Source organism: Tissierella sp. MB52-C2, from assembly GCF_030931715.1.
In the GTDB taxonomy this organism is placed as follows: Bacteria; Bacillota; Clostridia; order Tissierellales; family Tissierellaceae; genus Tissierella.
In genome coordinates this window covers 574161-596095 of sequence record NZ_CP133261.1, presented here as the reverse complement: position 1 = coordinate 596095, position 21935 = coordinate 574161, and the positions used below count along the sequence as shown (strand labels likewise).

The 21935-nt window shown below is 29.4% G+C and carries 30 protein-coding genes; 13 read left to right on the top strand and 17 right to left on the bottom strand.

Features of this window, described 5'->3' with window-relative positions; all coding sequences use genetic code 11:
- Positions 1-47: 47 nt before the first annotated feature.
- Complete coding sequence (locus RBU61_RS03005) at positions 48-536, bottom strand: DUF1259 domain-containing protein (protein ID WP_308878078.1); 489 nt, start codon at positions 534-536, stop codon at positions 48-50.
- Positions 537-1000: 464 nt separating this feature from the next.
- Here RBU61_RS03005 and RBU61_RS03000 point away from each other — a divergent pair, with 464 nt between their 5' ends.
- Positions 1001-1231 carry a hypothetical protein gene (locus tag RBU61_RS03000; RefSeq protein WP_308878077.1) on the top strand — a complete coding sequence of 77 codons (231 nt, stop codon included), beginning with the start codon at positions 1001-1003 and terminating at the stop codon, positions 1229-1231.
- On the opposite strand, the gene RBU61_RS02995 is transcribed toward RBU61_RS03000, so the two are convergent.
- Positions 1221-1520 (bottom strand): hypothetical protein, encoded by a 300-nt coding sequence (locus RBU61_RS02995; protein WP_308878076.1) that lies wholly within the window; start codon positions 1518-1520, stop codon positions 1221-1223. The two genes, RBU61_RS03000 and RBU61_RS02995, sit on opposite strands and share 11 nt — an antisense overlap.
- A gap of 912 nt (positions 1521-2432) precedes the next feature.
- Here RBU61_RS02995 and RBU61_RS02990 point away from each other — a divergent pair.
- Positions 2433-2600 carry an aspartyl-phosphate phosphatase Spo0E family protein gene (locus RBU61_RS02990; RefSeq protein ID WP_308878075.1) on the top strand — a complete coding sequence of 56 codons (168 nt, stop codon included), beginning with the start codon at positions 2433-2435 and terminating at the stop codon, positions 2598-2600.
- Between the two features lie 76 nt (positions 2601-2676).
- Here the strand turns inward: RBU61_RS02990 and RBU61_RS02985 are convergent, their stop codons facing one another.
- Positions 2677-3114, bottom strand: coding sequence for a DUF2383 domain-containing protein (locus tag RBU61_RS02985; protein WP_308878074.1), 438 nt, complete (start codon positions 3112-3114; stop codon positions 2677-2679).
- 166 nt (positions 3115-3280) lie between these two features.
- Entirely contained in the window at positions 3281-3877 is a 597-nt protein-coding gene (locus tag RBU61_RS02980; RefSeq protein WP_308878073.1) for a manganese efflux pump MntP family protein, read from the bottom strand.
- 592 nt (positions 3878-4469) lie between these two features.
- Between RBU61_RS02980 and RBU61_RS02975 the strand changes: the two genes are divergently transcribed.
- Entirely contained in the window at positions 4470-5231 is a 762-nt protein-coding gene (locus RBU61_RS02975; protein WP_308878072.1) for a LysM domain-containing protein, read from the top strand.
- Between the two features lie 426 nt (positions 5232-5657).
- Here the strand turns inward: RBU61_RS02975 and RBU61_RS02970 are convergent, their stop codons facing one another.
- Both RBU61_RS02970 and RBU61_RS02965 read right to left on the bottom strand, forming a co-directional pair.
- A complete protein-coding gene (locus tag RBU61_RS02970) occupies positions 5658-6170 on the bottom strand; it encodes a GNAT family N-acetyltransferase (protein WP_308878071.1) in 513 nt (170 codons plus the stop codon).
- Between the two features lie 500 nt (positions 6171-6670).
- The gene (locus RBU61_RS02965; RefSeq protein ID WP_308878070.1) at positions 6671-7210 is read right to left on the bottom strand and encodes a 2'-5' RNA ligase family protein; all 540 of its coding nucleotides are present in this window, start codon (positions 7208-7210) and stop codon (positions 6671-6673) included.
- Between the two features lie 565 nt (positions 7211-7775).
- Between RBU61_RS02965 and RBU61_RS02960 the strand changes: the two genes are divergently transcribed.
- Entirely contained in the window at positions 7776-8075 is a 300-nt protein-coding gene (locus RBU61_RS02960; RefSeq protein WP_308878069.1) for a YmaF family protein, read from the top strand.
- Between the two features lie 56 nt (positions 8076-8131).
- On the opposite strand, the gene RBU61_RS19470 is transcribed toward RBU61_RS02960, so the two are convergent.
- The 4 genes from RBU61_RS19470 to RBU61_RS02945 all read right to left on the bottom strand — a co-directional run bounded on the left by RBU61_RS19470 (position 8132) and on the right by RBU61_RS02945 (position 9257).
- Complete coding sequence (locus RBU61_RS19470) at positions 8132-8206, bottom strand: DUF1064 domain-containing protein (protein ID WP_374212507.1); 75 nt, start codon at positions 8204-8206, stop codon at positions 8132-8134.
- The gene (locus RBU61_RS02955; protein ID WP_308878068.1) at positions 8206-8382 is read right to left on the bottom strand and encodes a hypothetical protein; all 177 of its coding nucleotides are present in this window, start codon (positions 8380-8382) and stop codon (positions 8206-8208) included. Before RBU61_RS02955 ends, RBU61_RS19470 begins: the two co-directional genes overlap by 1 nt.
- 362 nt (positions 8383-8744) lie before the next feature.
- Positions 8745-8975, bottom strand: coding sequence for a hypothetical protein (locus RBU61_RS02950; RefSeq protein WP_308878067.1), 231 nt, complete (start codon positions 8973-8975; stop codon positions 8745-8747).
- A gap of 102 nt (positions 8976-9077) precedes the next feature.
- Positions 9078-9257 (bottom strand): hypothetical protein, encoded by a 180-nt coding sequence (locus RBU61_RS02945; protein ID WP_308878066.1) that lies wholly within the window; start codon positions 9255-9257, stop codon positions 9078-9080.
- A gap of 295 nt (positions 9258-9552) precedes the next feature.
- On the opposite strand from RBU61_RS02945, the gene RBU61_RS02940 reads away from it, so the two are divergent.
- The 8 genes from RBU61_RS02940 (at position 9553) to RBU61_RS02910 (ending at position 17966) form a co-directional block, all read left to right on the top strand.
- A complete protein-coding gene (locus tag RBU61_RS02940; RefSeq protein WP_308878065.1) occupies positions 9553-9966 on the top strand; it encodes a helix-turn-helix transcriptional regulator in 414 nt (137 codons plus the stop codon).
- Positions 9967-10196: 230 nt separating this feature from the next.
- Entirely contained in the window at positions 10197-10454 is a 258-nt protein-coding gene (locus RBU61_RS19465) for an ImmA/IrrE family metallo-endopeptidase (protein ID WP_374212506.1), read from the top strand.
- Between the two features lie 121 nt (positions 10455-10575).
- Positions 10576-11346 (top strand): restriction endonuclease, encoded by a 771-nt coding sequence (locus RBU61_RS02935; RefSeq protein ID WP_308878064.1) that lies wholly within the window; start codon positions 10576-10578, stop codon positions 11344-11346.
- Positions 11347-11496: 150 nt separating this feature from the next.
- Positions 11497-11853, top strand: a complete 357-nt coding sequence (locus RBU61_RS02930; protein WP_308878063.1) for a hypothetical protein — start codon at positions 11497-11499, stop codon at positions 11851-11853.
- A gap of 179 nt (positions 11854-12032) precedes the next feature.
- Entirely contained in the window at positions 12033-12473 is a 441-nt protein-coding gene (locus RBU61_RS02925) for a peptidoglycan-binding protein (protein WP_308878062.1), read from the top strand.
- Positions 12474-12795: 322 nt separating this feature from the next.
- Positions 12796-14946 (top strand): ATP-binding protein, encoded by a 2151-nt coding sequence (locus tag RBU61_RS02920; protein ID WP_308878061.1) that lies wholly within the window; start codon positions 12796-12798, stop codon positions 14944-14946.
- A 56-nt stretch (positions 14947-15002) separates the two neighbouring features.
- Positions 15003-16220 carry a hypothetical protein gene (locus RBU61_RS02915; protein ID WP_308878060.1) on the top strand — a complete coding sequence of 406 codons (1218 nt, stop codon included), beginning with the start codon at positions 15003-15005 and terminating at the stop codon, positions 16218-16220.
- Positions 16221-16355: 135 nt separating this feature from the next.
- Positions 16356-17966, top strand: a complete 1611-nt coding sequence (locus RBU61_RS02910) for a recombinase family protein (protein ID WP_308878059.1) — start codon at positions 16356-16358, stop codon at positions 17964-17966.
- Positions 17967-17976: 10 nt separating this feature from the next.
- Here RBU61_RS02910 and RBU61_RS02905 read toward each other — a convergent pair whose 3' ends face one another.
- The 5 genes from RBU61_RS02905 to RBU61_RS02885 all read right to left on the bottom strand — a co-directional run bounded on the left by RBU61_RS02905 (position 17977) and on the right by RBU61_RS02885 (position 20010).
- The gene (locus RBU61_RS02905; RefSeq protein WP_308878058.1) at positions 17977-18195 is read right to left on the bottom strand and encodes a manganese catalase family protein; all 219 of its coding nucleotides are present in this window, start codon (positions 18193-18195) and stop codon (positions 17977-17979) included.
- A gap of 12 nt (positions 18196-18207) precedes the next feature.
- Positions 18208-18474 (bottom strand): spore coat protein CotJB, encoded by a 267-nt coding sequence (locus RBU61_RS02900; RefSeq protein ID WP_308878057.1) that lies wholly within the window; start codon positions 18472-18474, stop codon positions 18208-18210.
- A complete protein-coding gene (locus tag RBU61_RS02895; RefSeq protein ID WP_308878056.1) occupies positions 18461-18658 on the bottom strand; it encodes a spore coat associated protein CotJA in 198 nt (65 codons plus the stop codon). Before RBU61_RS02895 ends, RBU61_RS02900 begins: the two co-directional genes overlap by 14 nt.
- Before the next feature lie 115 nt (positions 18659-18773).
- Positions 18774-18887 (bottom strand): OadG family protein, encoded by a 114-nt coding sequence (locus RBU61_RS02890; protein ID WP_154439924.1) that lies wholly within the window; start codon positions 18885-18887, stop codon positions 18774-18776.
- 10 nt (positions 18888-18897) lie between these two features.
- Positions 18898-20010 carry a sodium ion-translocating decarboxylase subunit beta gene (locus tag RBU61_RS02885; protein ID WP_308878055.1) on the bottom strand — a complete coding sequence of 371 codons (1113 nt, stop codon included), beginning with the start codon at positions 20008-20010 and terminating at the stop codon, positions 18898-18900.
- 279 nt (positions 20011-20289) lie between these two features.
- Here RBU61_RS02885 and RBU61_RS02880 point away from each other — a divergent pair, with 279 nt between their 5' ends.
- Positions 20290-20511 (top strand): alpha/beta-type small acid-soluble spore protein, encoded by a 222-nt coding sequence (locus tag RBU61_RS02880; RefSeq protein ID WP_308878054.1) that lies wholly within the window; start codon positions 20290-20292, stop codon positions 20509-20511.
- A 55-nt stretch (positions 20512-20566) separates the two neighbouring features.
- Here RBU61_RS02880 and RBU61_RS02875 read toward each other — a convergent pair whose 3' ends face one another.
- Together RBU61_RS02875 and RBU61_RS02870 are read right to left on the bottom strand one after the other, a co-directional pair.
- Entirely contained in the window at positions 20567-21052 is a 486-nt protein-coding gene (locus tag RBU61_RS02875; protein ID WP_308878053.1) for a ferritin, read from the bottom strand.
- 89 nt (positions 21053-21141) lie between these two features.
- On the bottom strand, positions 21142-21867 hold the full coding sequence (locus RBU61_RS02870) for a L,D-transpeptidase family protein (RefSeq protein WP_308878052.1): 726 nt from the start codon (positions 21865-21867) through the stop codon (positions 21142-21144).
- Positions 21868-21935 lie beyond the last annotated feature (68 nt).

Genomic DNA, 21935 nt, shown 5'->3' with positions numbered 1-21935 from the left:
ATACTTTCAAAAAACAATAAAGACTAGGAGTTTAATCCTAGTCAAATTTAAGATCTTAATACTCGAAGAGCCTCAGCAACTTTTTTTGCAAAAGTTATTGGATGTTCTATAGAAAAGAAATGAATATAAAATAGCCTTGGCCTATCAAATAACCAGTGGTTATGCAAAGCAGTTACTTCAATTCCTCTTTCCCTTAAAGCGGTTATAAAAGGATTTATTTCTTTTTGAAGTATTACTGTTTCCCCTAAATTTAAGATCCTACCTATGTTATCCATAGATTCAAAAGAAAACAATGCTGCTAATGCCAAAGGACTTCTTGTAGGTCTTCCTGCAATTTCAGCTTCAATATCTCTATTAAATATTACTACACATAGATCCTCTTCTGATGTTAATATAGAAGCATTTAATATATTTGCAGACCTTTGGCAAAGTCCATTATTACCTCTTGTATTCTGATCAATCAGTTCTTCTCCCATTTCATCATAATCATATCTATGCAAATTGTCGCTATAAATATCTCTTTTGATTTCAGCCATATACAATCCTCCCTTAATATCTGTATATACTGTCCTCAAAATTATGTTACTTATTTTGTTAACTTTTTATGTAACTTCTAGTCTAGTATCTTTAATTTTCTCTGAGTGATTTGCAAAATTAACTTTCACTCTATATACTAAACATTTATATCACCAAATTTAAGTAAATCAATATAATAGTATTAGAGCTATATAATACCCTTCCTTAAATACAAGTCACATTCCGATAATTAATATTATAAGTACTTCCAAAAAAATGAAAAAAACCCCTAGGCTTTATTCTAGAGCCTTAAATGAATTCTTAGTTACAGAATATAATCCTACAGATGAGTATACCTTGTATTAATCCTCAAAAATAGGAAAGACCAAGAAGTTGATTCTGTTTAATAATGCTTCATAGGTATAATAAATACTCCTTTCTACTTCTAGTGCTATTTTTACACTTGTAGAGAGGAGTATCTATTTTGGCTTACGGGCCTATAGGATATGGCTTATTGGGATCCGGAGGTTTCCTACCTCCGCCGCCACCAGTGCCTTATTCTTCTCGTGCAGGTGGTCCAGAAGAGACTGCAAGGCTAATTATAGGTGTAAATTGCACTAGAATTACACAGCTAAGACAAAAAATCAAAAACAAACAAGACCCTAGATTTTACTCTAAGGTGTTCCAATGGATATATTTTCATTTTATTCAATAATAGTACATAAAGGTACTCTCACTAGAACTAGACGATCAGTTGCATTTTCAACATTAAACACCAGAAATGCATTTTGGCCTACTACAAATGCACAAATAAGATTTACGTCCTGTCCTGGACCTGGAGTAGGAATTGTGGTAACTATTCGACAACGCATAACTCCTGCTGCTATTAGTGCTGCTGCTTCTGCCGCTGTTATCTCAAATATGATTACTTCTTCTCTTTCAAAACCCATAACTTCTATTTCTATTTCTATAAGCAAGAAAAATCTTCCTTCTATTTGTGCCACACATGTTGCACCTATTCTAATTGGTTCGTTTTGCATTTGCTCTTTAGCTAGCTGGTTAATATCTACTATTTTCGCCTTCCTCTTTTAATATTAGAAAAGTTTATTTATGACTTTCCTAATATTATTATATGGTGGACTAGTACAAGTGTTACTATAAACCAAAAAAACTAGATTTTACCCTAGAGCTTTCATAGTTACTTCAAAAATAAAAAAGTAAGGTCCGTAATGGAACCGAGCAATACGTCTATTTAAAAAATCCATTACGGACCTTATAAAATAAGAACATATTTTTTCGAAACCTATTTACGAACCTTACATTTATATTGTGTGATTTATTTTAGATTTTATACTGGAAGGTTTTGGCAAAACAAAAAAGACCCTAGATTACCGTAGAGCTTTCACCTCTTCATCTTTCAAGGAATTAATTATAGTAATTATTTTTTCTTTATTTTTTCCTTTAGTAGGTTTCTCAATAAGTTTTTGTCCTGTAATTTCAATTGGCCCACCTGTAACTTCTGTTTCTCTTTTATCTCTACATTGTTTAGATTTTCTATTCTTAAACCAAAATATTTGTACTGTAGTATCTAGAACTACTTACTTTTTTACTACTTTGGCTGTTATCATTTCAGCTATGGGGAATCCATGTAAATCTGTCATCGAATCTCCTTTCACCTCTTTTTTGATAACCCCCTCTTGTGTTACTTCTTCATATTCATAGCCTAATGCTCTTTTAAGTAAGGCGTTTTCAACTTGCCTAGCCCTCTATAACTATTAATTTATCTTTCCACTCTATTTCATATTTGCTAAGTCTTCCACCTTTTTTCTTCATATCACCACCTACCTCATATTTTTTGTAAACTTATATTAGCGTGACAGGTTAAATAAATCCACCATAGAAAAGGAGTATGATAGTTGAACAACAAAGCTACAACTGAAAAACTCGTTAAAGAAATTGAAATAACTAGAATTAAACTTCACAATTTAATATCGGAGAAGAGTTACAATCTTCTTGATTCTGAGGTAATCAAACTAAGTCAATTACTAGACAAGCTCTTGTCTGAGTATGAGGATTTAAAATAATAATTAGTTAAACATATTTAGCCTGTTACGCTTAATTTAAAAGTGCATTTTTGCGTGAAAAAAGAGCCTAGTGGCTCTAGTGCTTATTTGAATTTTTTAATTTCTCTATTGACCTTCTATCATTTTCTAGTATCTCACCTGCTATATCTCGTGACTTCTCATCTAATTTACCTCTTAATACTTTTTCTGCCATATTAACTCCTTTTGTTTCTCCCTCTATGGCTTTTTTAATAATTTCATTATCTATTGAATCTGGTCCTAGCTCCATATTAAGCATAATATCACCCATTTTCCCCTTCATTCCAAGGTTTTCATCTGGCTGACCTCCTATGTTCTGAATGTAGTTTGCTAATATCTCTACATTCTCCCTGTGCTGTTTTTGAATATCCTGAAAACTCTTTCTCATCTTCTCATCTTCTAATCTAGATATAAAATTATTAAAACTTTCTATTGCCATGTATTCTCCTTGCAATAGCTCATTAAGTGATTTTATTGTTTCTAGGTTATTGTCCAAGTTACTCCTCCTTAGTAAATACTTATTATACATTTTATCTTTCCACCAATTCATAAATCTATCCCTATTTAAACTATTTCATTTTACACTTTAAACGTACTAGTTTATCTACAAGCAATAGATGATCTTCTTCTCTAAGTTCGTCTAGGTATCCTAATGTAGACTTTCATCTAAAAGCGATTATTCCTACATGACTAAGTAAAATCTTAAAACCCATAAGTATTAAAATTAATCCACCTATAAATTCTGCTTTTGATTTGTAAGCTGAACCGAATACATTACCTATCTTTACACCAATCATTGATAATATAAAAGTAACAATTCCAATAAATGAAATTGCTGAAGTAATATTTACGTTAAGAAAAGCAAAGGTAACTCCTACTGCTAAGGCATCAATACTTGTTGCCAATGCTAAAACAGACATATTTTTAAAATCAAGAAATTCATTAGTATCCTCATCAGTTTGAGAATTAACTTCAATCTCACATTTACCTCTTCTTGACTCTCGAATCATGGTTATTCCAATAAGTCCAAGCAGTATAAATGCTATCCAGTGATCCATAGATGTAATTTTATTGTGAAACTTTACCCCAAGAAAATATCCAATCAAAGGCATTCCTGATTGGAATACTCCAAAATACAAGCCTACGATTCCAGCTTTTTTAATACTAATCTTATTCATAGATAACCCTTTGCAAATGGCGACTGCAAATGCATCCATTGATAAACCAACTGCAATAATAAACAATTCAAGCAAACTCATATCTTCTTCTCCTTTATGCTTATTTCTAATATAAAAAAAGACCTGTCTGCAGTCTTTTTCTGCAGACAAGTCTCATTATTTAAAATAAAGCCAGATGAATTTTATCAGTATGTTGACTTTATTACACAATTCTTATTGTGCTAACTACTCCCTTATCTTATCAATAAGTATATACAACAATACTTATACTGTCAATATTATATTCAAATTATTAGCTTCTACACTAAACTATTATACACATTTATAACTATATTTATAGGGAGTAAGGACAATAAAAAGTCCCACCAGGGAACTTGTAAGATTTTTGTAATCCTTATTTAATTTTGACACATGGTTTTGGAATAGTCTTCCATAATACTATATTAGCACATCAATTTCATCCTGTCTGTGAGGTTGATGTGCTAATATAGTATTTGCTGCTTTTCGGCAAGGCACAAATTAATCACTCAGTATATTTATTTCAAAAATGTCTTTACCATTCTTTACTATACTATTTCTCACATTTTCAAGTATAAAAGTAGATAAAAAATGCACTTTTTCATTTGTATAATCATATGATAATATATAAAAATTATAAAAGTGGTGATTAAATATGTTTCAAAATCCAACACAAGCATTTCCTTATACAATTCAACCATATGATACATTATCTCTATTAGCTCAAAGATACAATACTACCATTTATGATATTGCGTCTGCAAATCTAGATATAGATTTAAATAATCTCCACACCGGTCAAGTCATTCACATATGCCCTGAACCTGAATATAATTATTACTACTCAAACTTTAATATTCTTTCTACAGGAATGAATGCAACAAAATTATATTTAAACAATCAATTTCGTCTGCTCTGGATGCAACACGCTGTTTGGACCAGACTAGCTATCGTTAGTATTGTTTTCGATTTGCCAGATGTAGACTTTGTTATAAAACGTCTTCTCAGAAACCCTAAAGACTTCGAATCAGCTCTAAAACCTTTTTATGGAGATCAAATCGCCTCCCAGCTTGCTAATCTACTTACAAACCATCTTGTCCTCGCCGCCCAACTTGTAAAGGAAGCCAAAGCAGGTAATGAAGAAGCAGCTGCTGAAACTGAAAGAAGATGGTATGAAAACACAGATAAAATTGCCGCTTTTCTTGTTAGTATCAATCCATATTGGTCTGAGGAAGAATGGAAATCCATGCTGTATGAACACTTGGCACTAACTAAATCTGAGGCTGTTTACATGCTTGAAAAAAGGTATGAGGATAGCATTACAGTATATGATACCATTGAGATACAAGCTTTAGAAATGGCTGATGTGATGGTAGAAGGTATTATTAAACAATTCCTGAATCATTGCACACACTAGTTCTAAAGCTCTCCAAAGACAAAGGCCCTATAGTTTCCTATAGGGCCTTTACTTATAAATACTTCTTTCAAATATTTTCATATAATTACCTCTTTCATTCTAATAAAAAGATCCCATCAAGATAACGAGGTTTTGAAAAAGATACTTAAATTATGAAGCTGAACAATTTTCCCTAGTACCATATTAACGCAGCTACAATAGCATCAAAATAACATTTTTTAGCACTATTTTATCATTTGCTTTAAACCATCTATGCCAAACGGTATTTCAGTCAAATATTCATGTTTTATATTAAATAAACTCCTACCTTACAGGTGAATATCTTCACAACTACTATAATACTTTCATCAACTTCAATAATTTACTTAATTAATATTTTATACATTTTAAGCGTATTGAATTTCTTAGTAGTTATTTAAGTTTGCATTAATCCATACTTATCTTGTTAAAATAAATATCATTTCCAAATTCATCAGCAGATCCCTTTTCAAATCCTAAAGATTTCCAAAACTTTTGATTGTTCTCGTTGGATAGATTAAGTGCGAAATATTTAGCTCCCTTCTCAATCACATGATCTTTTAGAAGATAAAAAAACTGCTTGCCTAGACCTTGATTTCTATGATTCAAATCTATACAATAATCAACTATGAAACACTTGCCGTCCTCTGAAATATAAGTTACATAAACACAAAATCCAACATATTTATTATTTATTTTAAAAAATAAGATTTTCAATTGATCTTCTTCTCTATTGAAAAGCATCATTATATGATTTTTATATTCTCTTGAAAAAAACCATTTTTCCGCATCTTCATCTATTGGAGTTCCTAATGTACAATTAGGAATTATATCTTCTCTCATATATTGATTTCTTCTTTGCCAAAACAAATCAATCTCTTCCTCCAATTTAACCTCATATAAACTCAACTCTGAATTCATATACTTCCTCCCTAAATTTATTGGAAAGCTATTTTACGTGTTTCCTCCTAACACTTTTAGGTTTATAACTATTGTTTTTATCATAAAAACCACTTCCTTCCAAAACTTCATTTATTAAATGCCTTAGCGTAATAACCTAACTAACATCAATTATCACTAGTTTATAACTATTAAATAATAGTAAATTATATTTTTAAAATTTTACCATATTCCATCCCAAGTATCAATTATTGAATAATTCTAGTAATTAATATTCTCAATACTTTATGATTCAGCCTTCAAGGTCCAAATTTCTAATTATTATTTCTCATAAATAACTTTAGTTACTTAGAATACCGCATAATTCTTCTCTGAATAATACGGTATTTCGATGAAATATTTGGTTTTATTAATTATGACCTTTAATATAAAGATTATGCCCTAGTGCCCCCTTGTGCAAATATCATGTTAGGTGAAGTATCCCACACCAGTATGCTAAACCTCCAATCAAATCATTAATGCTATCTTTTGAAATCAATTCTATATTTTAGTTCCCCTATTTGTCCATTTGGCTCATAAATAAATGAAATATTATCTACTTCAAAGCTCCAACTAAAATCTATAAATGATAGTTTTTTTAATAATTTTTCTATATTTTCTTTTGTAACATCCTCATATGCTAAACTAATATGAGGAATCCACGATTGTGGACTATAATAATCACTTATATCTTCTCCTACTTGTTTTAATCTTTCCCAAACAGAATAATGGAACTTCAATAGTTGAGCATCTTTAACTACGGGTATAAAAATAACTGGGGATTTTCCAGTAAACAATCCTATCCCCGTTGTTTTTACTTTAAATGGTTTTGTACATACTGCAATATCTTCAAATACATTTATTAATTTGTCTATATCGTAGCTTTCTGCAATTTGCCATGAAAAATGTGGATATGGTGTAACCCTAATTCCACTTAATCCAATTTCTTTTTCTAACTCATTCCATATGTTTTCAACCTCTTCATAATAAGGTTGAGGCAGCAATGATACTATACCATGCATATTTACACCTCCATAAAAATCTTACTATAACCAACTCAGCTTCTAGGGATATTTCATCTGTCATATTTTTCTACTATTATGCATTACTCATATGGATATTATAGCATATACAATAAATTCATTTTGCATATTGTGGTAAATACTTTTAATTTCAATACCGCATTATTCAGTTTTCAAAGTTCAATTTCATATAAATGACTAGCTATTCTTTTTAGTATCAAATTTATTCTTAGTCTTACATATAGGACATATTATTTCTGCCTTTCCTTCAAGTTCAAGAAGTAGTTTGCCACATTTAATGCATCTAATTTTCTTCATGGCTTCCACCTGTTCTTATGGATTCTATCCCATGCCCTAAGGTTTTGTTTCCTCATCATTCCCACCATATTTTAATTTATCTGTATCAAAACTATCTACACCTTAATATAATGTAATGTAAACTATATACAAGCCTAACAAGCATTACTTGAGTATGTAAAGTTTATAAATTTTAAATAAGGATGTGTAATCAATGAATAGCACAAATTATGATAACCCTGATTGTATTGAATTCGAACCAGGTCATGTGCATGAGTTTGAAGGTAGTACAATGTTAGCAGAAGAATGTGATGATAGACACAACCATCGTTTCGCTGGAGTTACTGGCGAACCAATCTTCTTCTCTAATGGTAACCATAGGCATGAATTATTTACTAATACCGATTTCTTTGAAAATCACCATCATCAGATTGAAAGACTAACTGGTCCAGCTATCGATGTGGGCAACGGAAAACACGTACACTTCGCAAGAGTAAGAACTACAGTAAATGACGATCATTTCCATCTAGCTCAATTTGCTACTTTAATAGAAAACCCTTTATTATAAACATCTGGCAATTTATCTTTTAAGGGTAAATTGCCTTTACTTAATCACCTCCAATGTTAGTCACGATACTTATATTCAAATAGTTTTTTCTTGATTTTAAATTCTTTAGTCTCAACTCCCTTTATATCCACTACTTCAGTTGTCCCATTTTTCTTAAAATTATGTAATAACTCGTATCTTTGCTGTAATCCAAGCTTATCACCTTAGAAATTAATCCTTTATGACGTACAGGATCTAGTAATACTTTATAGGTTACAAATTGTTTTCCTTTTAAATCCACTATAAATCCTTCATCTATTTTACCCATATTTGTACTTCCACACTGAATTCAGGAGCTTCCTCAACAACTCCTATACCCTCTACGATTTCACTATCTTCTGTAATTACTTGTCCGTTTGCTACCTTTATATATCTTGCTTGTCCCTCCTTATCTTGAAAATACTACTGAAAGGGCTGCTCCTGTCATTTGAAATACCTCTCTAGTTACCTCATCCCATCTTTTTTCGTGATAAAATTTAATTAATGAAGAAACTAAGTTGTTTTCTTTTCCTTGTCTTTTTTAATCTTTTCTAACTTTTCCCATTCCTCATTTAGCCTAGTAATTAGGTCCTTTGCCTTACAAGTGAAACCAATTAATCTAATTTGTTTCATCTCTTCTTCTCATTCCTTTCAAAATATATTTATCATTTCAAATGGCCCTAATTTCTCCAGCATCTCCAAATCTACTCTCCCATTTATATAGGCATCTATCCATATGTTACTAATCCTATCTAAAGCCCTTTCTATTTCTTCATCACCCTTATATGCGAAATCAGACATAAATATTTTTATTGTAGTATTTTCTATTTTCATTACTTTCAATGGTTCATTTGCTTCTATTTGCTTAACTCCTACTTCCATATTTCCAACCCCTTTATACAGCTTATGTTGGAATAAATTTGTCCTATGTCACATTTACTTTATAATCCTTTACAAATATTTTTCTGTAAAAGCCTCAATCTCCTATTCATCTAATTTATTAGCATGTTTTTTTAATATGGCATCATATATAGACATAGCAATAGATGTATAATTCAATATAGTTTTTATTTTTTCAAATGTTAACTCTTCAACTTTCATTAAATAATTTACTACTTTCCCAGTTATTTCCATATCTTTATCTAGTATTTTTCTTTGACTCACCCACTACTCTGTTTGATTGTTTGCTTTACTAATTGTAAAAGTTACTGGTAAAAAAACATCCTTAATTTCTACATTTAATATTCTCACTATATGCCTAGCAATTTCTTCTGGTACCTTACTATTTCCATTTTCATTTTACACCCTTCCTTAGTTTTACTAACTATAAATCCTAAATCACTATATGTTTACCAAATGTAAATACTGATATCAACTTTGACATTTCGTAAAATATCCTTTTTATATTTATTTATTTGTTATAATATAGTTAATTTACATATTGTGAAAGGTGGTAATTATGCAAAATACATTAGGTAAAAGAATAAAATTCTTGAGAGAAGAAAAGGAGATTTCTCAATTAGAGTTTTCAAAAATATTAAATATAAATAACTCAACACTTTCTCAATATGAAGCTGGAAATAGAATGCCAGGGGATGAAATAAAAAAGAAAATAGCCGAATATTTTAATGTATCACTTGATTATTTGATGGGAGCATCTAATGTAAAAAATCCTTATAAGGACAAAGAGGAGCAGAACTTAGTCCCTGAAGAATTCGTAAATTCAGCTGAAGCTCGTGCATATGTAAATAAACATCAAATATTTGTCTCTGGAGGATTTGATTCCGATAAACTAGATGATAATGAGATTTTAGAATTTGCTAATGCTTTGTTGGAACAGATGAAGATGGTTAGCTATAAATATAAGAAGTAGTCAGTAATAGATTATAAAAAGTAGTTTAGTTTTGAGGTCATATTATGGATTTAACCTGCCTGGATTGATAAATATGTAGATTGAGTTATAGATTATTGTTATTCTAGATATATTTTTGAAATATATGACTTGTTAAATATAGATATAAAAAGAGTTTATGAGGATGATTATCTTCTACAAGATAACGAAGCTATTTATTTAGGAGCCATTTTGGATTAGAGGCTGTTTTTATTAGAGATGATCTTCCTTATCAGTATGAAAAACTTGTTTTAGCCCATGAACTTAGACACGTCCTATTACATATTGAAGTAACCAAATCTGCTTATAATAGTAAGCTTATAAATAGAGGAAAATTAGAAAAGCAGGCTGATTATTTTGCTTTAAAACTTTTAGATATTAGCATAGATGAGATTTCTTATGAAGGATATACTCAAGAACAAATAGCTGAAGATTTATATATTACCGAAAGAAGTATAAATTATTTTTAATAATAAAATGTAAATAGATATAGCTCAAATTTAGAGATTTGAGTCTTTTTTAGACTTTATAGCAGAACTGACATTCGACATAATTCGACAAAATATTATTTTTAATGATAGGAGGAAAAATATGAATGATTTATATATAGATAATTTATCTAATAATGAATTTGAAGAATATTTAGTAAATCTTTTTGAAAACTTAGGATATGACGTTGAACGTACTCCTGTATCAAATAACTATGGTGCAGATTTAATAATTTCAAGGAATAATGAAAAAACTGTAGTCAAAGGTGAAATATATTCAAATACTATTGAAATTTCTTCTGTTCAAGAAATCATTGAAGCTAAAGACTACTACCAAGCCAATAAATGCTTAGTAGTTACCAATAATTATTTTACATCCAGGGCAATTAAATTAGCGAAACGTAATGATGTTGAACTATGGAATAGAGATGATTTAATAAGAAAAGCACTAGTATCTGTTGATTTGAAAACCAATGAAAAAACATCTAATCCAAGGAACGAATTTAAAAATAATGTTCTAGAAGATTATGGGGATGAACTTTTATCTAAATCTATACATTTGGTAATAAATGAACAGACAGGTGTGGAAGGCATTGATATAGATATTAATATTCCTTCATCAAGTAATAATTATGAATTTAACAATAAATATAAGCCAAAAAATAAATATAAACCCAAAAGAGATATTTGGAACAAGGTATTAGGAACTATATTTTCTTTATTCTTATCCTTTATCTCATTACTTATATGTGCTTTAAGCATAGAAAATGCCTTCATAGGTTCATTAAGTACAGTTGTAGGTATTCTATTATCATTTAAGGTAGGATTTTCATTATCTGATGTAGTATCCAAATTTAATAATAAATACAAATAATTTAAGGAGGAACACAAATGAAAAAAAAGAAGGTTATTTATGAACGCTTATATTTTAAAGTTCCGAAAAAATTAATTGAATTAAGATTTGAACAAAATGGTTAAAAGCCTTAAGGCATTTAATAATATAATTATAAAAGGGGATGTTAGTATGAGCGAACAAGTAATTAAAAAGAAAAGGAGTAAGTTAGCATTAATTTCATGGGTACTTACACTAATGTATCTAATCTACTTGATAGGACATTTTGGTGGAGGTATAGGTAGCACTACAGGTGCTGAGCAAGCAGGAGCTGCTATAGCTACAGCATTAGTATTCCCTCACATGCTATGTGTAGGAATTGGATTAATCTTTAATATACTAGGATATTTTCTAAACAAAAGAGGATTTATTTTGACAGGTGCAATTCTTTACAGTGTATCAATTTTACTTTTTATGTTATATTTTATGTTTATTATAGTACAAATGATTTTATCATATATAGCTTTTGCAAAAATGAAAAAAGAATAAAATTAGCCTAAAAGAAAATTCCCCATAGTGTTAATAGTGCTATGGGGAGAAAACTTAACAACAATGGTGTGCCAGATAGAAGATATAAAAGCAACATACAACTACATATTTGCATATATGGAGAAATCTATATTTATTCTAATTTGAGATTAAATATAATACTACAAGGAGGAATACTAATGAAAAAAAGAAGAATCACATCATTAATGTTAGCTGCTACAATAGCACTAACACCTGCTACTACTTTAGGACATCCAGGTAAGACAGACTCAAATGGCGGGCATAAGGATAATAAAAATAAAAGTGGTTTAGGTAGTTATCACTATCATTGTGGAGGTAATCCTGCTCATTTACATAGTGATGGTGTTTGTCCTTATAGTAGTAGTTCTGCTAAATCTAGTACAAGCAGTACAAAGAAATCTTCTACGTCTACAGCTGATAAAAAGGCAGAGATTAAAAAAATCCAAGAGAAGCTTAATGAACTAGGATATGACTGTGGAAAGGCTGATGGCATAGCTGGAGAAAAAACTAAAGAAGCTATAAAAGCATTTCAAAAAGATAATGGTCTTACTGCAGATAGAATTGCAGGGACTAAGACTAAAGAGACGTTGGGAATATAGTCGTGCAAGTAGTGTGATACCTATAAATATTAAAATAAATTGAGTTTAAATTTAGAGATTTGAGTCTTTTTAGACTTTATGGTAGAACTAACATTCAACATAATTCGACAAAATGTTACATTTGTAAAGGAATGATTACATAACATGATGATAAAAACAACCAATAATCTTTAATTAATTTCAAAGAATTTCAACTTTTAAATGAAGGAAATATTAAGTCATTAATTGAGTCTGCTTATGAAGAAATAGGAACTAGCAATGATACTAGTAATGAAAACTAGAGTTAATATTATTAAATTAAATATAAAAGGAGGATTATAAAATGGTTAGGATGAAAGTAAGTGGAAACATAGTCGATGAACTATCTGAAAAAATACCTACTTATTTAGTTGCAATTAATGAACTCATTAAAAATTCTTTTGATGCTAGAGCAAATAATGTTAAAATAACATTTGATTCTCAAAAAAAGACTTTATCCATATTAGATGATGGGTATGGGATGAATAAGAGCGATATAGAAACTCTATTACATATTTCAAAAAGTAATAAAGAGTACGCGAAATTAGTTAATGGAAGATATATACAAGGTTCTAAAGGTTTAGGATTTCTATCAGTTTTTAAGTTTGGCGAATCTGTTACTTGGAAAACTAGCACCAATAATTCTAATAAAGGCTGTGAATTTAGAATTAATTATAGCGATATCATTGAATCAGAAAATATTGAAGACATTGATATACCGATTTTAGAAAAAGAAGGTGTATCACGAGGAACACTTATAGATATATGTATGGATGAAGAAAATGTTTTACTTTTTAAAGAAGAATTAGATAAATCACAGACGATAGCTAGATTGCTACATAGTTTTGACGTAGATAAGTTTAATGATAATTTTAATATTGAGTTAGAAATAGATAATGAAAAATATTGTACTAACAAATCTTCAAACTTTCATTCTATACTACCCGAAAGACAGCTTTTTAACGTGAAATATAAATCTGATAATTCTAAAGTCGTATTCTACCATAATAACGTCAAAGCTATGGAATATGATTTTACTTTTCCATATGATGATTTTAAAATTGACTTAGATTTGATTATATTCTCTTTAAAATCACATGATAAAAAGAAGATTAACAGTCTTTTTTATGATAATAGAAACGAACTAACTCCTTTAGTTTATATAAATACTAACTTATTCAATAATTATACTTTATTTGATACAAATGTAATGCAAAAAGTTAAATATGCCTCTATTATGAATCAAATAATTGGCAATATCAATATTTATTCAAACAATCAAGATTTAGATTTCAACTCTGATAGAACACAATTTGTCCAAAATAAACTTACGACTAATATTACTAAATTCATCGAAGAAATCAATATATTTATACAAGAAAAGGCATCAGAATATAAAAAAGATTTAATCACTCTTGATATATTAACAAAAACTAACTTATCTAACTCGAATATTGATTTTTCAAAAGAAAAACTAAGAGAATTAATTAAAAGTAATTTTAAATTCCGGGATGATGTAGATATCAGTATAGATGGAAATAAAATTGAATACTCAATTTTTGGAAGAAAGATTTGTGCATATATAAGCAATTCTACTTCTACAAATGATGGACAAGACAAAGATAGCGACACAAACCCTAGCAATCCAACAGACGATGATGAAAATGATGATAAAGATGATACTTACCTACCAGCAATAATTGAATTAGTAACTAAACATAAAAAAATATCAATACCAACTAAACAAATTAATTTATATGGTTATATTAAATATGCAAAAGATAGTAAAAATCTAGATATTGATAATAAGGAAATATCTATGAAAGTTGATGATAAAGAGTGTATAACTGGCATACTAAAGTCAATTACTAAACCATCTAGTATAACAATTACTTATTCTTATCTAGATCCTCATACAGGACCAACTTGTAATAATTTAACACTAGAATTTTATGAACCTAAAAGTGACGTTTTAGGGTCTAATACAGAAAAAGAATTAATAACTATCCCAACTATTAATTCTTATACAATAGATTATAATTCTCATGTCAGTAATTTAATCAATCAAATTAATAGTTTAAATCTAGATGAGTATGAAGAAATGATTTCTTGCTCTATTAGAGCTGTTTTTGAAATAAGTGTAGATTCTCTGATGAAAACTGAAAAATTTAACAACTTGTTTTTAAACATTAAGAAATTAGAAGATAGAGTTTATAAAATTATAGAATATATTGGTAGTAATAACAATCTAAAAACTAAGATATCAATTAATGCTAAAATAGATTTTGATAGTTTAAAAAACATCTTAGATAAAGATGCATATAAGTCAATAATCGCAGAAGCACATTTAGGAGCTCACAAATCAACTACCTATATTTCCAAGAATGATATTGAAGAATTAGCTAAAAAGGCAGGAACATTTGTAGTTTTCATCAATGAAATGTTGAAATCATAAAGATTTCCTGGTAATCATATCTAATTTTTTATATAATATAACCAGGAGATGATTTTATGATAGCAAATATTTCATATAAAAACTATAAAAAAAGTAGCGATATTCATGGTACAGCATTATACCCTGCAGTAATGGTTGCTCCGATGCAAAAAGAAATTTTAAGAAAATTAATAGAACCAAATAAAACCATAAACATTTTTGATCCTTTTCATGGTTCTGGAACTTCACTATACGAAAGTATTGAAATATCTAAAGATGTTCAATTATTTGGATGTGATATAAACCCTTTAGCAAACCTTATAACTAAAGTTAAACTTCAAGGTATAACAGAAAATATACTTACAGATATTGATACTTTAGAGGACCTTATTTTAGATGATAATACTTCTAATAATAATCATAGTTTCAATAATATAAATAAATGGTTTAGGCAAGACATAATAGAAAGTCTGAGCATCATACGTAGGTCTATTATGCAAATTGATGACTCTAAAAACAGACTATATTTTTGGTATATCATGTCTGACATAATTAGAAAATATAGTAATACTAGGAGTTCTACTTATAAGTTACACATAAAACCTTTGTTTTCTATTGCAAACATTCAGAATAATGTAATCTCTGATTATTTAGACTCTGTAAAAAGAAATATCAGTATGTTTGGATGTTCTTATGATAACTTTAAATTATATAAATCTGATATATTAGATAAAATTGAAGATTTTGAGGATAATTCTTTTGATATATCCATTACTTCCCCACCTTATGGTGATAATGCTACAACAGTGCCTTATGGACAATTTTCAATGCTCCCACTACATTGGATTGACAGTAAGGACTTAGAGCTTGAAGGTTGGGAACTTGACAATTATTCAAAAATTGATAACGCAAGCTTAGGTGGAAAAAAAAGAATAGCTAATTTTAATAAATTTGAATTAGATTTATTAAAACCGTATTTAGAGCAAATTTCACATTCTAAAAAACAAAAGGTTATAAATTTTTTTGATGATTATTTTTATTTTCTTAAAGAATTATGCAGAGTCACTAATGAATATATTGTAATGACTCTAGGCAATAGAACCGTAGATGGAATAACTATAAATCTTACAGACATTACTAAAAAATATATTGAAAATGAGAGATTTGCCAATATAGATTATGGTCAAAGACAGATTCCTAATAAAAGAATTCCATCTAAAACATCTAAAGTTAATAAAAAACCTGTGAAATCTATAACTCATGAATATGTCATTATACATAAAAGAGAAAAATAAAAACCTATTAAAATAGGTTTTTATTATGTCTATATTTGTCTTTATCCATATCTGTATTTATATATAATTAAGTTTACTATGACAAATTCTATAATGAATATTAAAGAATCCCTACTAAAAAAAGAAGGTGAATTTATGACTAAAAACATCGTATCGGATGACTACTTAATGTACCTAAGAAAATCAAGAAAAGACATGGAAGCGGAGCTTAATGGTGAAGGTGAAACTTTAAAGAGGCATGAGAAAATTCTTACTGAGTTATCCAACAAGATGGGAATATATATTCCAGAAGAAAATATATTTAGAGAAGTTGTATCTGGTGAGACTATTGCTTCAAGGCCAGAGATGCAGAAGGTCCTTTCATTAGTTGAAAGTGGGACTAAAAAAGGTGTGTTTGTAATGGAAGTGGAACGTTTGGCTCGTGGTGATACTATAGACCAGGGTATTGTTGCCCAGACCTTTAAATACTCTAATACCAAAATCATTACTCCTATGAAAATATATGATCCTTCTAATGAATTTGATGAGGAATACTTTGAGTTTGGTTTGTTTATGTCTAGGAGAGAGTACAAGACCACCAACAGGCGTTTACAACGTGGAAGGAAACAATCTATAGCAGAGGGGAAGTATGTCCACTCTGTAGCTCCCTATGGCTATAGGAGAGTTAAATTGCAACATGAAAAAGGATATACATTGGATATAATACCTCAAGAATCTAAAATAGTTAAATTAATATATGAATGGTACACAAAGGGCCAATTACGAGAAAACGGAGCATATGAAAGAATTGGCATATCAATTATAGCTAATAACTTGAATAAAATGAAAACACCCACTAGAAAAGGTGGATACTGGACTACTTCCACTATTAGAGGAATTTTAAGTAACCCAATTTATATTGGAATGATTAAAGATGGTTTTAGACCACAGGTTAAAAAAGTTGTTGATGGCGAGATAGTCATAGAGCGACCTAGGGCAAAGAAAGATGATATTACTTTAATACGAGGGCTGCATCCTCCCATTATTGAAAATCATACTTTTGATTTAGCCCAAGAATATCTTTCAGAAAATCCAGCACTACCAGTACCGGCTAGATATAAAATAATGAACCCCCTCGCAGGAATAGTTGTATGTAAAATGTGTAATAGAAAAATGAAGAGAAGGCCATATAATGGAGATTATCCTGATACTTTGATGTGTGATGGACCAACTTGCACTAATGTAAGCTCACATCTTTATTTAGTAGAACAAAGGTTATTAGATGCTTTAGATTTATGGCTTAAAGAACATAAATTAAAATATAAAAAACAAAAAAAGAAAAATAATAATAATCTAGAGAACGAAATACTAAATAAAACTATACAAGACTTAGATAGTAAATTAGAAACTCTTAATAATCAATTGAATAGTATGTATGATTTATTAGAGCAAGGTGTATATTCTACTGAAGTATTTATGAAGAGATCCAAACTAGTATCTACAAAAATAGGCTCTCTAAAAAAAGATAGGAATAATTTATTAAAGAAAATAAACCTACAAGAAGATAAGGAATTACATGAGGAAATATTAATTCCTAAAATAGAAAATATTATTAAATCTTATTGGACACTAAACGAACCTGCGGATAAAAATAAACTATTAAAAGAAGTAATAGAAAAAGCTCTCTATTGTAAAACTGCAAGTGGAAGATGGCATAATCAACCTGATGATTTTGAACTAGAGATCTACCTGAAATTATCCAGGTAGTTTTCTTTTATCATTGATAACATAATGGTACGTATTCTTCTGTGCCTATATCAGTTAATATTGCCTTACCTTCATTAGTAGGCATAGTCCATCTTTGTGTTAAATATCTTATTCCTGCTGATAATTCTCCGTCTGCTCCACCAAATTGTTCTATTATCATAGCAGCTAATGTAGGATTAGTTGTATCTACCCTTACTGGGTATTGTAATTTTTTTTCATAAAACCACATATTGATCCCCCTTTAAAAATTAGTAAAGTTTATTTCCCAAGGCCAAGGTCCATCAATATAGCCCCAAGGATATCTACTCATATCTCTATTTGTTAGAGGACCATATCTTACCTGATACATATTTTTTAATTCAGTATATCTTTGAGAAGCATTATTATGCAGCCTCAAAGCTCTTTCATCGTTTGGATGAGTATCTAAATATAAAGATGTCTCATCTAGAACAAAAGACACTTCCATTATTTCTACTAACAAATCCATTTGTGCCCTATTCACATCCATGGTATCTTCCTCCTCTTTCCCTATCTCCCATTCCTGTTGTAAAATTAGGTTTAATTAATTCTGGGAATAGAGTGCCAACTTTTAATGCTTCTCTTGGACTTAATACTTCATTCATAATTTGCATAGGAACACAAGCAGTTGCTAATTGACAATTGCAAGGTATCTTATTATACTCTCTATCCATTTTTTTCCCCCCTAAAAAGTTTGTACAGTATATATTACGTAAAAAGAATTAAATAGTTACAAGTAAAACCTTTATAATTTGATTTATTAAATAAAAAATAATCCCTTTAAAGGGATTATTTCTCTGGAAATACTTTAACCAAGATTCTTATAACAAAATAAAATAATATCAGTACAAAAAATGTAGTACCCATTCCATAGATTAATAGTTTCAATAATATATTGTCCATACTATTCCTCCTAAGATAACAATATCAATACAATACTACCTGCTATAATTGAACCTATTTGTCCAGCCACATTGGCTGATACTGCTTGCATTAAAACGAAGTTCATAGGATCTTCTTCTTTAGCTAGCTTTTGTATTACTCTAGCAGACATTGGGAATGCAGAAATACCAGCAGCTCCAACCATAGGGTTGTACTTTTTCTTCACAAATAAGTTTAAAAACTTAGCAAATAATACTCCGCCTGCTGTATCAAATATAAATGCAACTAATCCAAGTCCCATTATTTTTAAAGTATCAACATTAAGAAACGCATCTGCTGTCATGGTGGAACCAATAGTTATACCTAGTAGTAAAGTGACTAAATTAGCTAATTCATTTTGGGCTGATTGTGATAATCTCTCTAATACACCAGATTCTCTAATAAGATTTCCAAACATTAAAAATCCTATTAAAGTAACAGATATAGGTGCTATAATACCTGATATTACAGTAACTGCTATTGGAAATATTATCTTTACAGTTTTAGAAATTTTAACTTCTTTATATTCCATCCTTATTTTTCTTTCTTCTTTAGTAGTTAAAATCTTTATAACTACTGGTTGAATCATAGGTACTAAGGACATATAGGAATATGCTGCTACAGAAATTGGTCCGAGCAAATGTTTAGCAAACCTTGTAGCCACAAATATAGATGTTGGTCCATCTGCCGCTCCTATAATACCTATGGATGCTGCTTCTTTAATGTCAAAACCTAATTTATTTGCAAATATTATAGTCATAAAAATTCCAAATTGTGCAGCTGCACCAAAAAATAGCATAGATGGCATCTGAAGTAACGGTGAAAAATCGATCATTGCTCCTACTGCTATAAAAATTAAAGCCGGAAATAATTCATTTAAAATCCCTGCATTTTTAAGTATTCCTAAAATTCCTTCATCACTGGCTATTCCTGGGATACCTGCAACAACAGGCAAGTTTGTAAGTATTGCTCCAAATCCTATTGGCAATAACAACATTGGTTCATAATCCTTTTTAATTGCCAAATAAATAAGTACACCACCAACCATAAACATCAGCACCTGATTAAATTGAAGACTTTTAATGCCTACTAATAATTCTTCCAAGTTTATTCCTCCTATTCTATATATCTAAGCAGCTCATTATATCATATATTTACAAAACTTTAAATCATAAAAACACCTCCTAAAATTCAGTTTTGAATTTTAGGAGGTATTTCATTTATGTGAAAGAGAGAAAGTTTTTTTAAATTTTGATGTTTATGGTAAAACTGGAAAACAGCTTCAATACTGGTTAATACTACATGATTATTAAATTATTTTCTACACATAATACTACTACACCAAAGTTTTACAAAATTAATTATTTGAAAGGAGAAATACAAAATGACTACAAATACTAACAACAGTAACAAAATTCTTGTTCCAGAAGCACGTCAAGCTCTTAACCAAATGAAATTAGAAATAGCTTCTGAATTAGGTATGGCAAACTATGATTCAATGGATAAAGGTAACTTACCATCAAGACAAAATGGTTATGTTGGTGGATATATGACTAAGAACTTAGTTAGAATGGCTCAACAAAACATGGGTGGAACTACAAAATAGTTTAATAGCCATAATAAAAAAAAGATAGACTTAAGTCTATCTTTTTTTATTTATATTATCTTGCTCCTAACTCCTTATCTAATAGATATAATCCATGGAAGCTATCCTTAATTCCCTCTAGTTTAAATATTATATCTTTCATACTGTTTTCTTCTTCTAATTGTTCTTCAACAAACCATTGTAAAAATTGGATAGTTGGATATGACTTCTCTTCTTCTGCCATTTCTACCAATTCATTTATTTTAGTAGTAACTAATTTCTCATGTCCAAGTGCTGCCTCAAATACTTCTAAGAATGAGTTGTAATCGTTTTGAGGTTGATCCATAGCTTGAGTTCTTACTCTTCCATCCATATCATAGATAAAGTCATAGAATTTCATAGCGTGCTCATACTCTTCTTTAGCTTGCTCTATTAAAAAATGGGCAAATCCATTCATATTTTTATCAGAGCAGTATGAAGCCATTCCCATATAATAATACCCAGATAATAATTCAAAATTAAATTGATCATTAAGTGCATTTAATAATTTTTCTGATGCCATAATATATACCCCCATTGTTTATAATTTTTATTCATTTATTTCTTCTCTATCACATAATACCCTAATTCTATTAGATTAATCATAATTTATTATTCCATTATAAGAATACCTAATGAATTATATATCCTTTGGTTTATCCTATCAGTTAATTCAATATTATTTTCCTTTAAATATCTAATTAAAGATGATTTCATATTTTCGCCATAAATCCCATCTAACTCTTGTTCATAATATCCCTTTTGGGCTAATCTTTTTTGTACTTCTAATACATCAGATCCCCTATCTCCAGGCTTTAACTCTCTAAATCCTTGACCTAACGGTCCATATAGTCCATTAGTTATTACAACTATGGTATTTTGATTGACCATAGAATAAAGTTCCTCTACATCTCTGTTTCTCATACGGATACATCCAGCAGATAAATTACCACCTATTGATCCTGGTTTATTAGTTCCATGAATACCATATTTACCCCAAGGTACATTAAGTCCCATCCACCTAGTTCCAAAACCTTCTCCCCATTGTCCCTTCTCTATAACTTTAAATGTCCCTAAGGGAGTAGGTGAACTTGGTTTTCCTGTTGCTATGGGATATGTTTTTACTATATTTTCATTTTCTCTATCTACTAGTTTTAGTTGTTTTGTATCAACTTCGATTAATATAGTATATTTTTGTTCCTTATTTTTAAGATAAACATTTTCTGAATTAATTTTTTTCATAAATGAATATCTATGTATATAGTTTCCTAAAATTAAAAAAACAATAACTAATAATGTTATTAGAATAAACATTTTTGCCTTTTTATTCACCACCATCCCTCCCTATACATTAATATGCAACTATTTTATAAATTAAGCTTATTATAAGAACTTAATTTATAAAA

Excerpts from the sequence above, each read along its gene's own strand:
- RBU61_RS03005 (WP_308878078.1), bottom strand. The coding sequence starts at position 536 with ATGGCTGAAATCAAAAGAGATATTTATAGCGACAATTTGCATAGATAT.
- RBU61_RS02980 (WP_308878073.1), bottom strand. The coding sequence starts at position 3,877 with ATGAGTTTGCTTGAATTGTTTATTATTGCAGTTGGTTTATCAATGGAT.
- RBU61_RS02975 (WP_308878072.1), top strand. The coding sequence starts at position 4,470 with ATGTTTCAAAATCCAACACAAGCATTTCCTTATACAATTCAACCATAT.
- RBU61_RS02970 (WP_308878071.1), bottom strand. The coding sequence starts at position 6,170 with ATGAATTCAGAGTTGAGTTTATATGAGGTTAAATTGGAGGAAGAGATT.
- RBU61_RS02965 (WP_308878070.1), bottom strand. The coding sequence starts at position 7,210 with ATGCATGGTATAGTATCATTGCTGCCTCAACCTTATTATGAAGAGGTT.
- RBU61_RS02955 (WP_308878068.1), bottom strand. The coding sequence starts at position 8,382 with ATGGGTAAAATAGATGAAGGATTTATAGTGGATTTAAAAGGAAAACAA.
- RBU61_RS02950 (WP_308878067.1), bottom strand. The coding sequence starts at position 8,975 with ATGGAAGTAGGAGTTAAGCAAATAGAAGCAAATGAACCATTGAAAGTA.
- RBU61_RS02940 (WP_308878065.1), top strand. The coding sequence starts at position 9,553 with ATGCAAAATACATTAGGTAAAAGAATAAAATTCTTGAGAGAAGAAAAG.
- RBU61_RS02935 (WP_308878064.1), top strand. The coding sequence starts at position 10,576 with ATGAATGATTTATATATAGATAATTTATCTAATAATGAATTTGAAGAA.
- RBU61_RS02930 (WP_308878063.1), top strand. The coding sequence starts at position 11,497 with ATGAGCGAACAAGTAATTAAAAAGAAAAGGAGTAAGTTAGCATTAATT.
- RBU61_RS02925 (WP_308878062.1), top strand. The coding sequence starts at position 12,033 with ATGAAAAAAAGAAGAATCACATCATTAATGTTAGCTGCTACAATAGCA.
- RBU61_RS02920 (WP_308878061.1), top strand. The coding sequence starts at position 12,796 with ATGGTTAGGATGAAAGTAAGTGGAAACATAGTCGATGAACTATCTGAA.
- RBU61_RS02915 (WP_308878060.1), top strand. The coding sequence starts at position 15,003 with ATGATAGCAAATATTTCATATAAAAACTATAAAAAAAGTAGCGATATT.
- RBU61_RS02910 (WP_308878059.1), top strand. The coding sequence starts at position 16,356 with ATGACTAAAAACATCGTATCGGATGACTACTTAATGTACCTAAGAAAA.
- RBU61_RS02905 (WP_308878058.1), bottom strand. The coding sequence starts at position 18,195 with ATGTGGTTTTATGAAAAAAAATTACAATACCCAGTAAGGGTAGATACA.
- RBU61_RS02900 (WP_308878057.1), bottom strand. The coding sequence starts at position 18,474 with ATGGATGTGAATAGGGCACAAATGGATTTGTTAGTAGAAATAATGGAA.
- RBU61_RS02895 (WP_308878056.1), bottom strand. The coding sequence starts at position 18,658 with ATGGATAGAGAGTATAATAAGATACCTTGCAATTGTCAATTAGCAACT.
- RBU61_RS02890 (WP_154439924.1), bottom strand. The coding sequence starts at position 18,887 with ATGGACAATATATTATTGAAACTATTAATCTATGGAATGGGTACTACA.
- RBU61_RS02880 (WP_308878054.1), top strand. The coding sequence starts at position 20,290 with ATGACTACAAATACTAACAACAGTAACAAAATTCTTGTTCCAGAAGCA.
- RBU61_RS02875 (WP_308878053.1), bottom strand. The coding sequence starts at position 21,052 with ATGGCATCAGAAAAATTATTAAATGCACTTAATGATCAATTTAATTTT.
- RBU61_RS02870 (WP_308878052.1), bottom strand. The coding sequence starts at position 21,867 with ATGGTGGTGAATAAAAAGGCAAAAATGTTTATTCTAATAACATTATTA.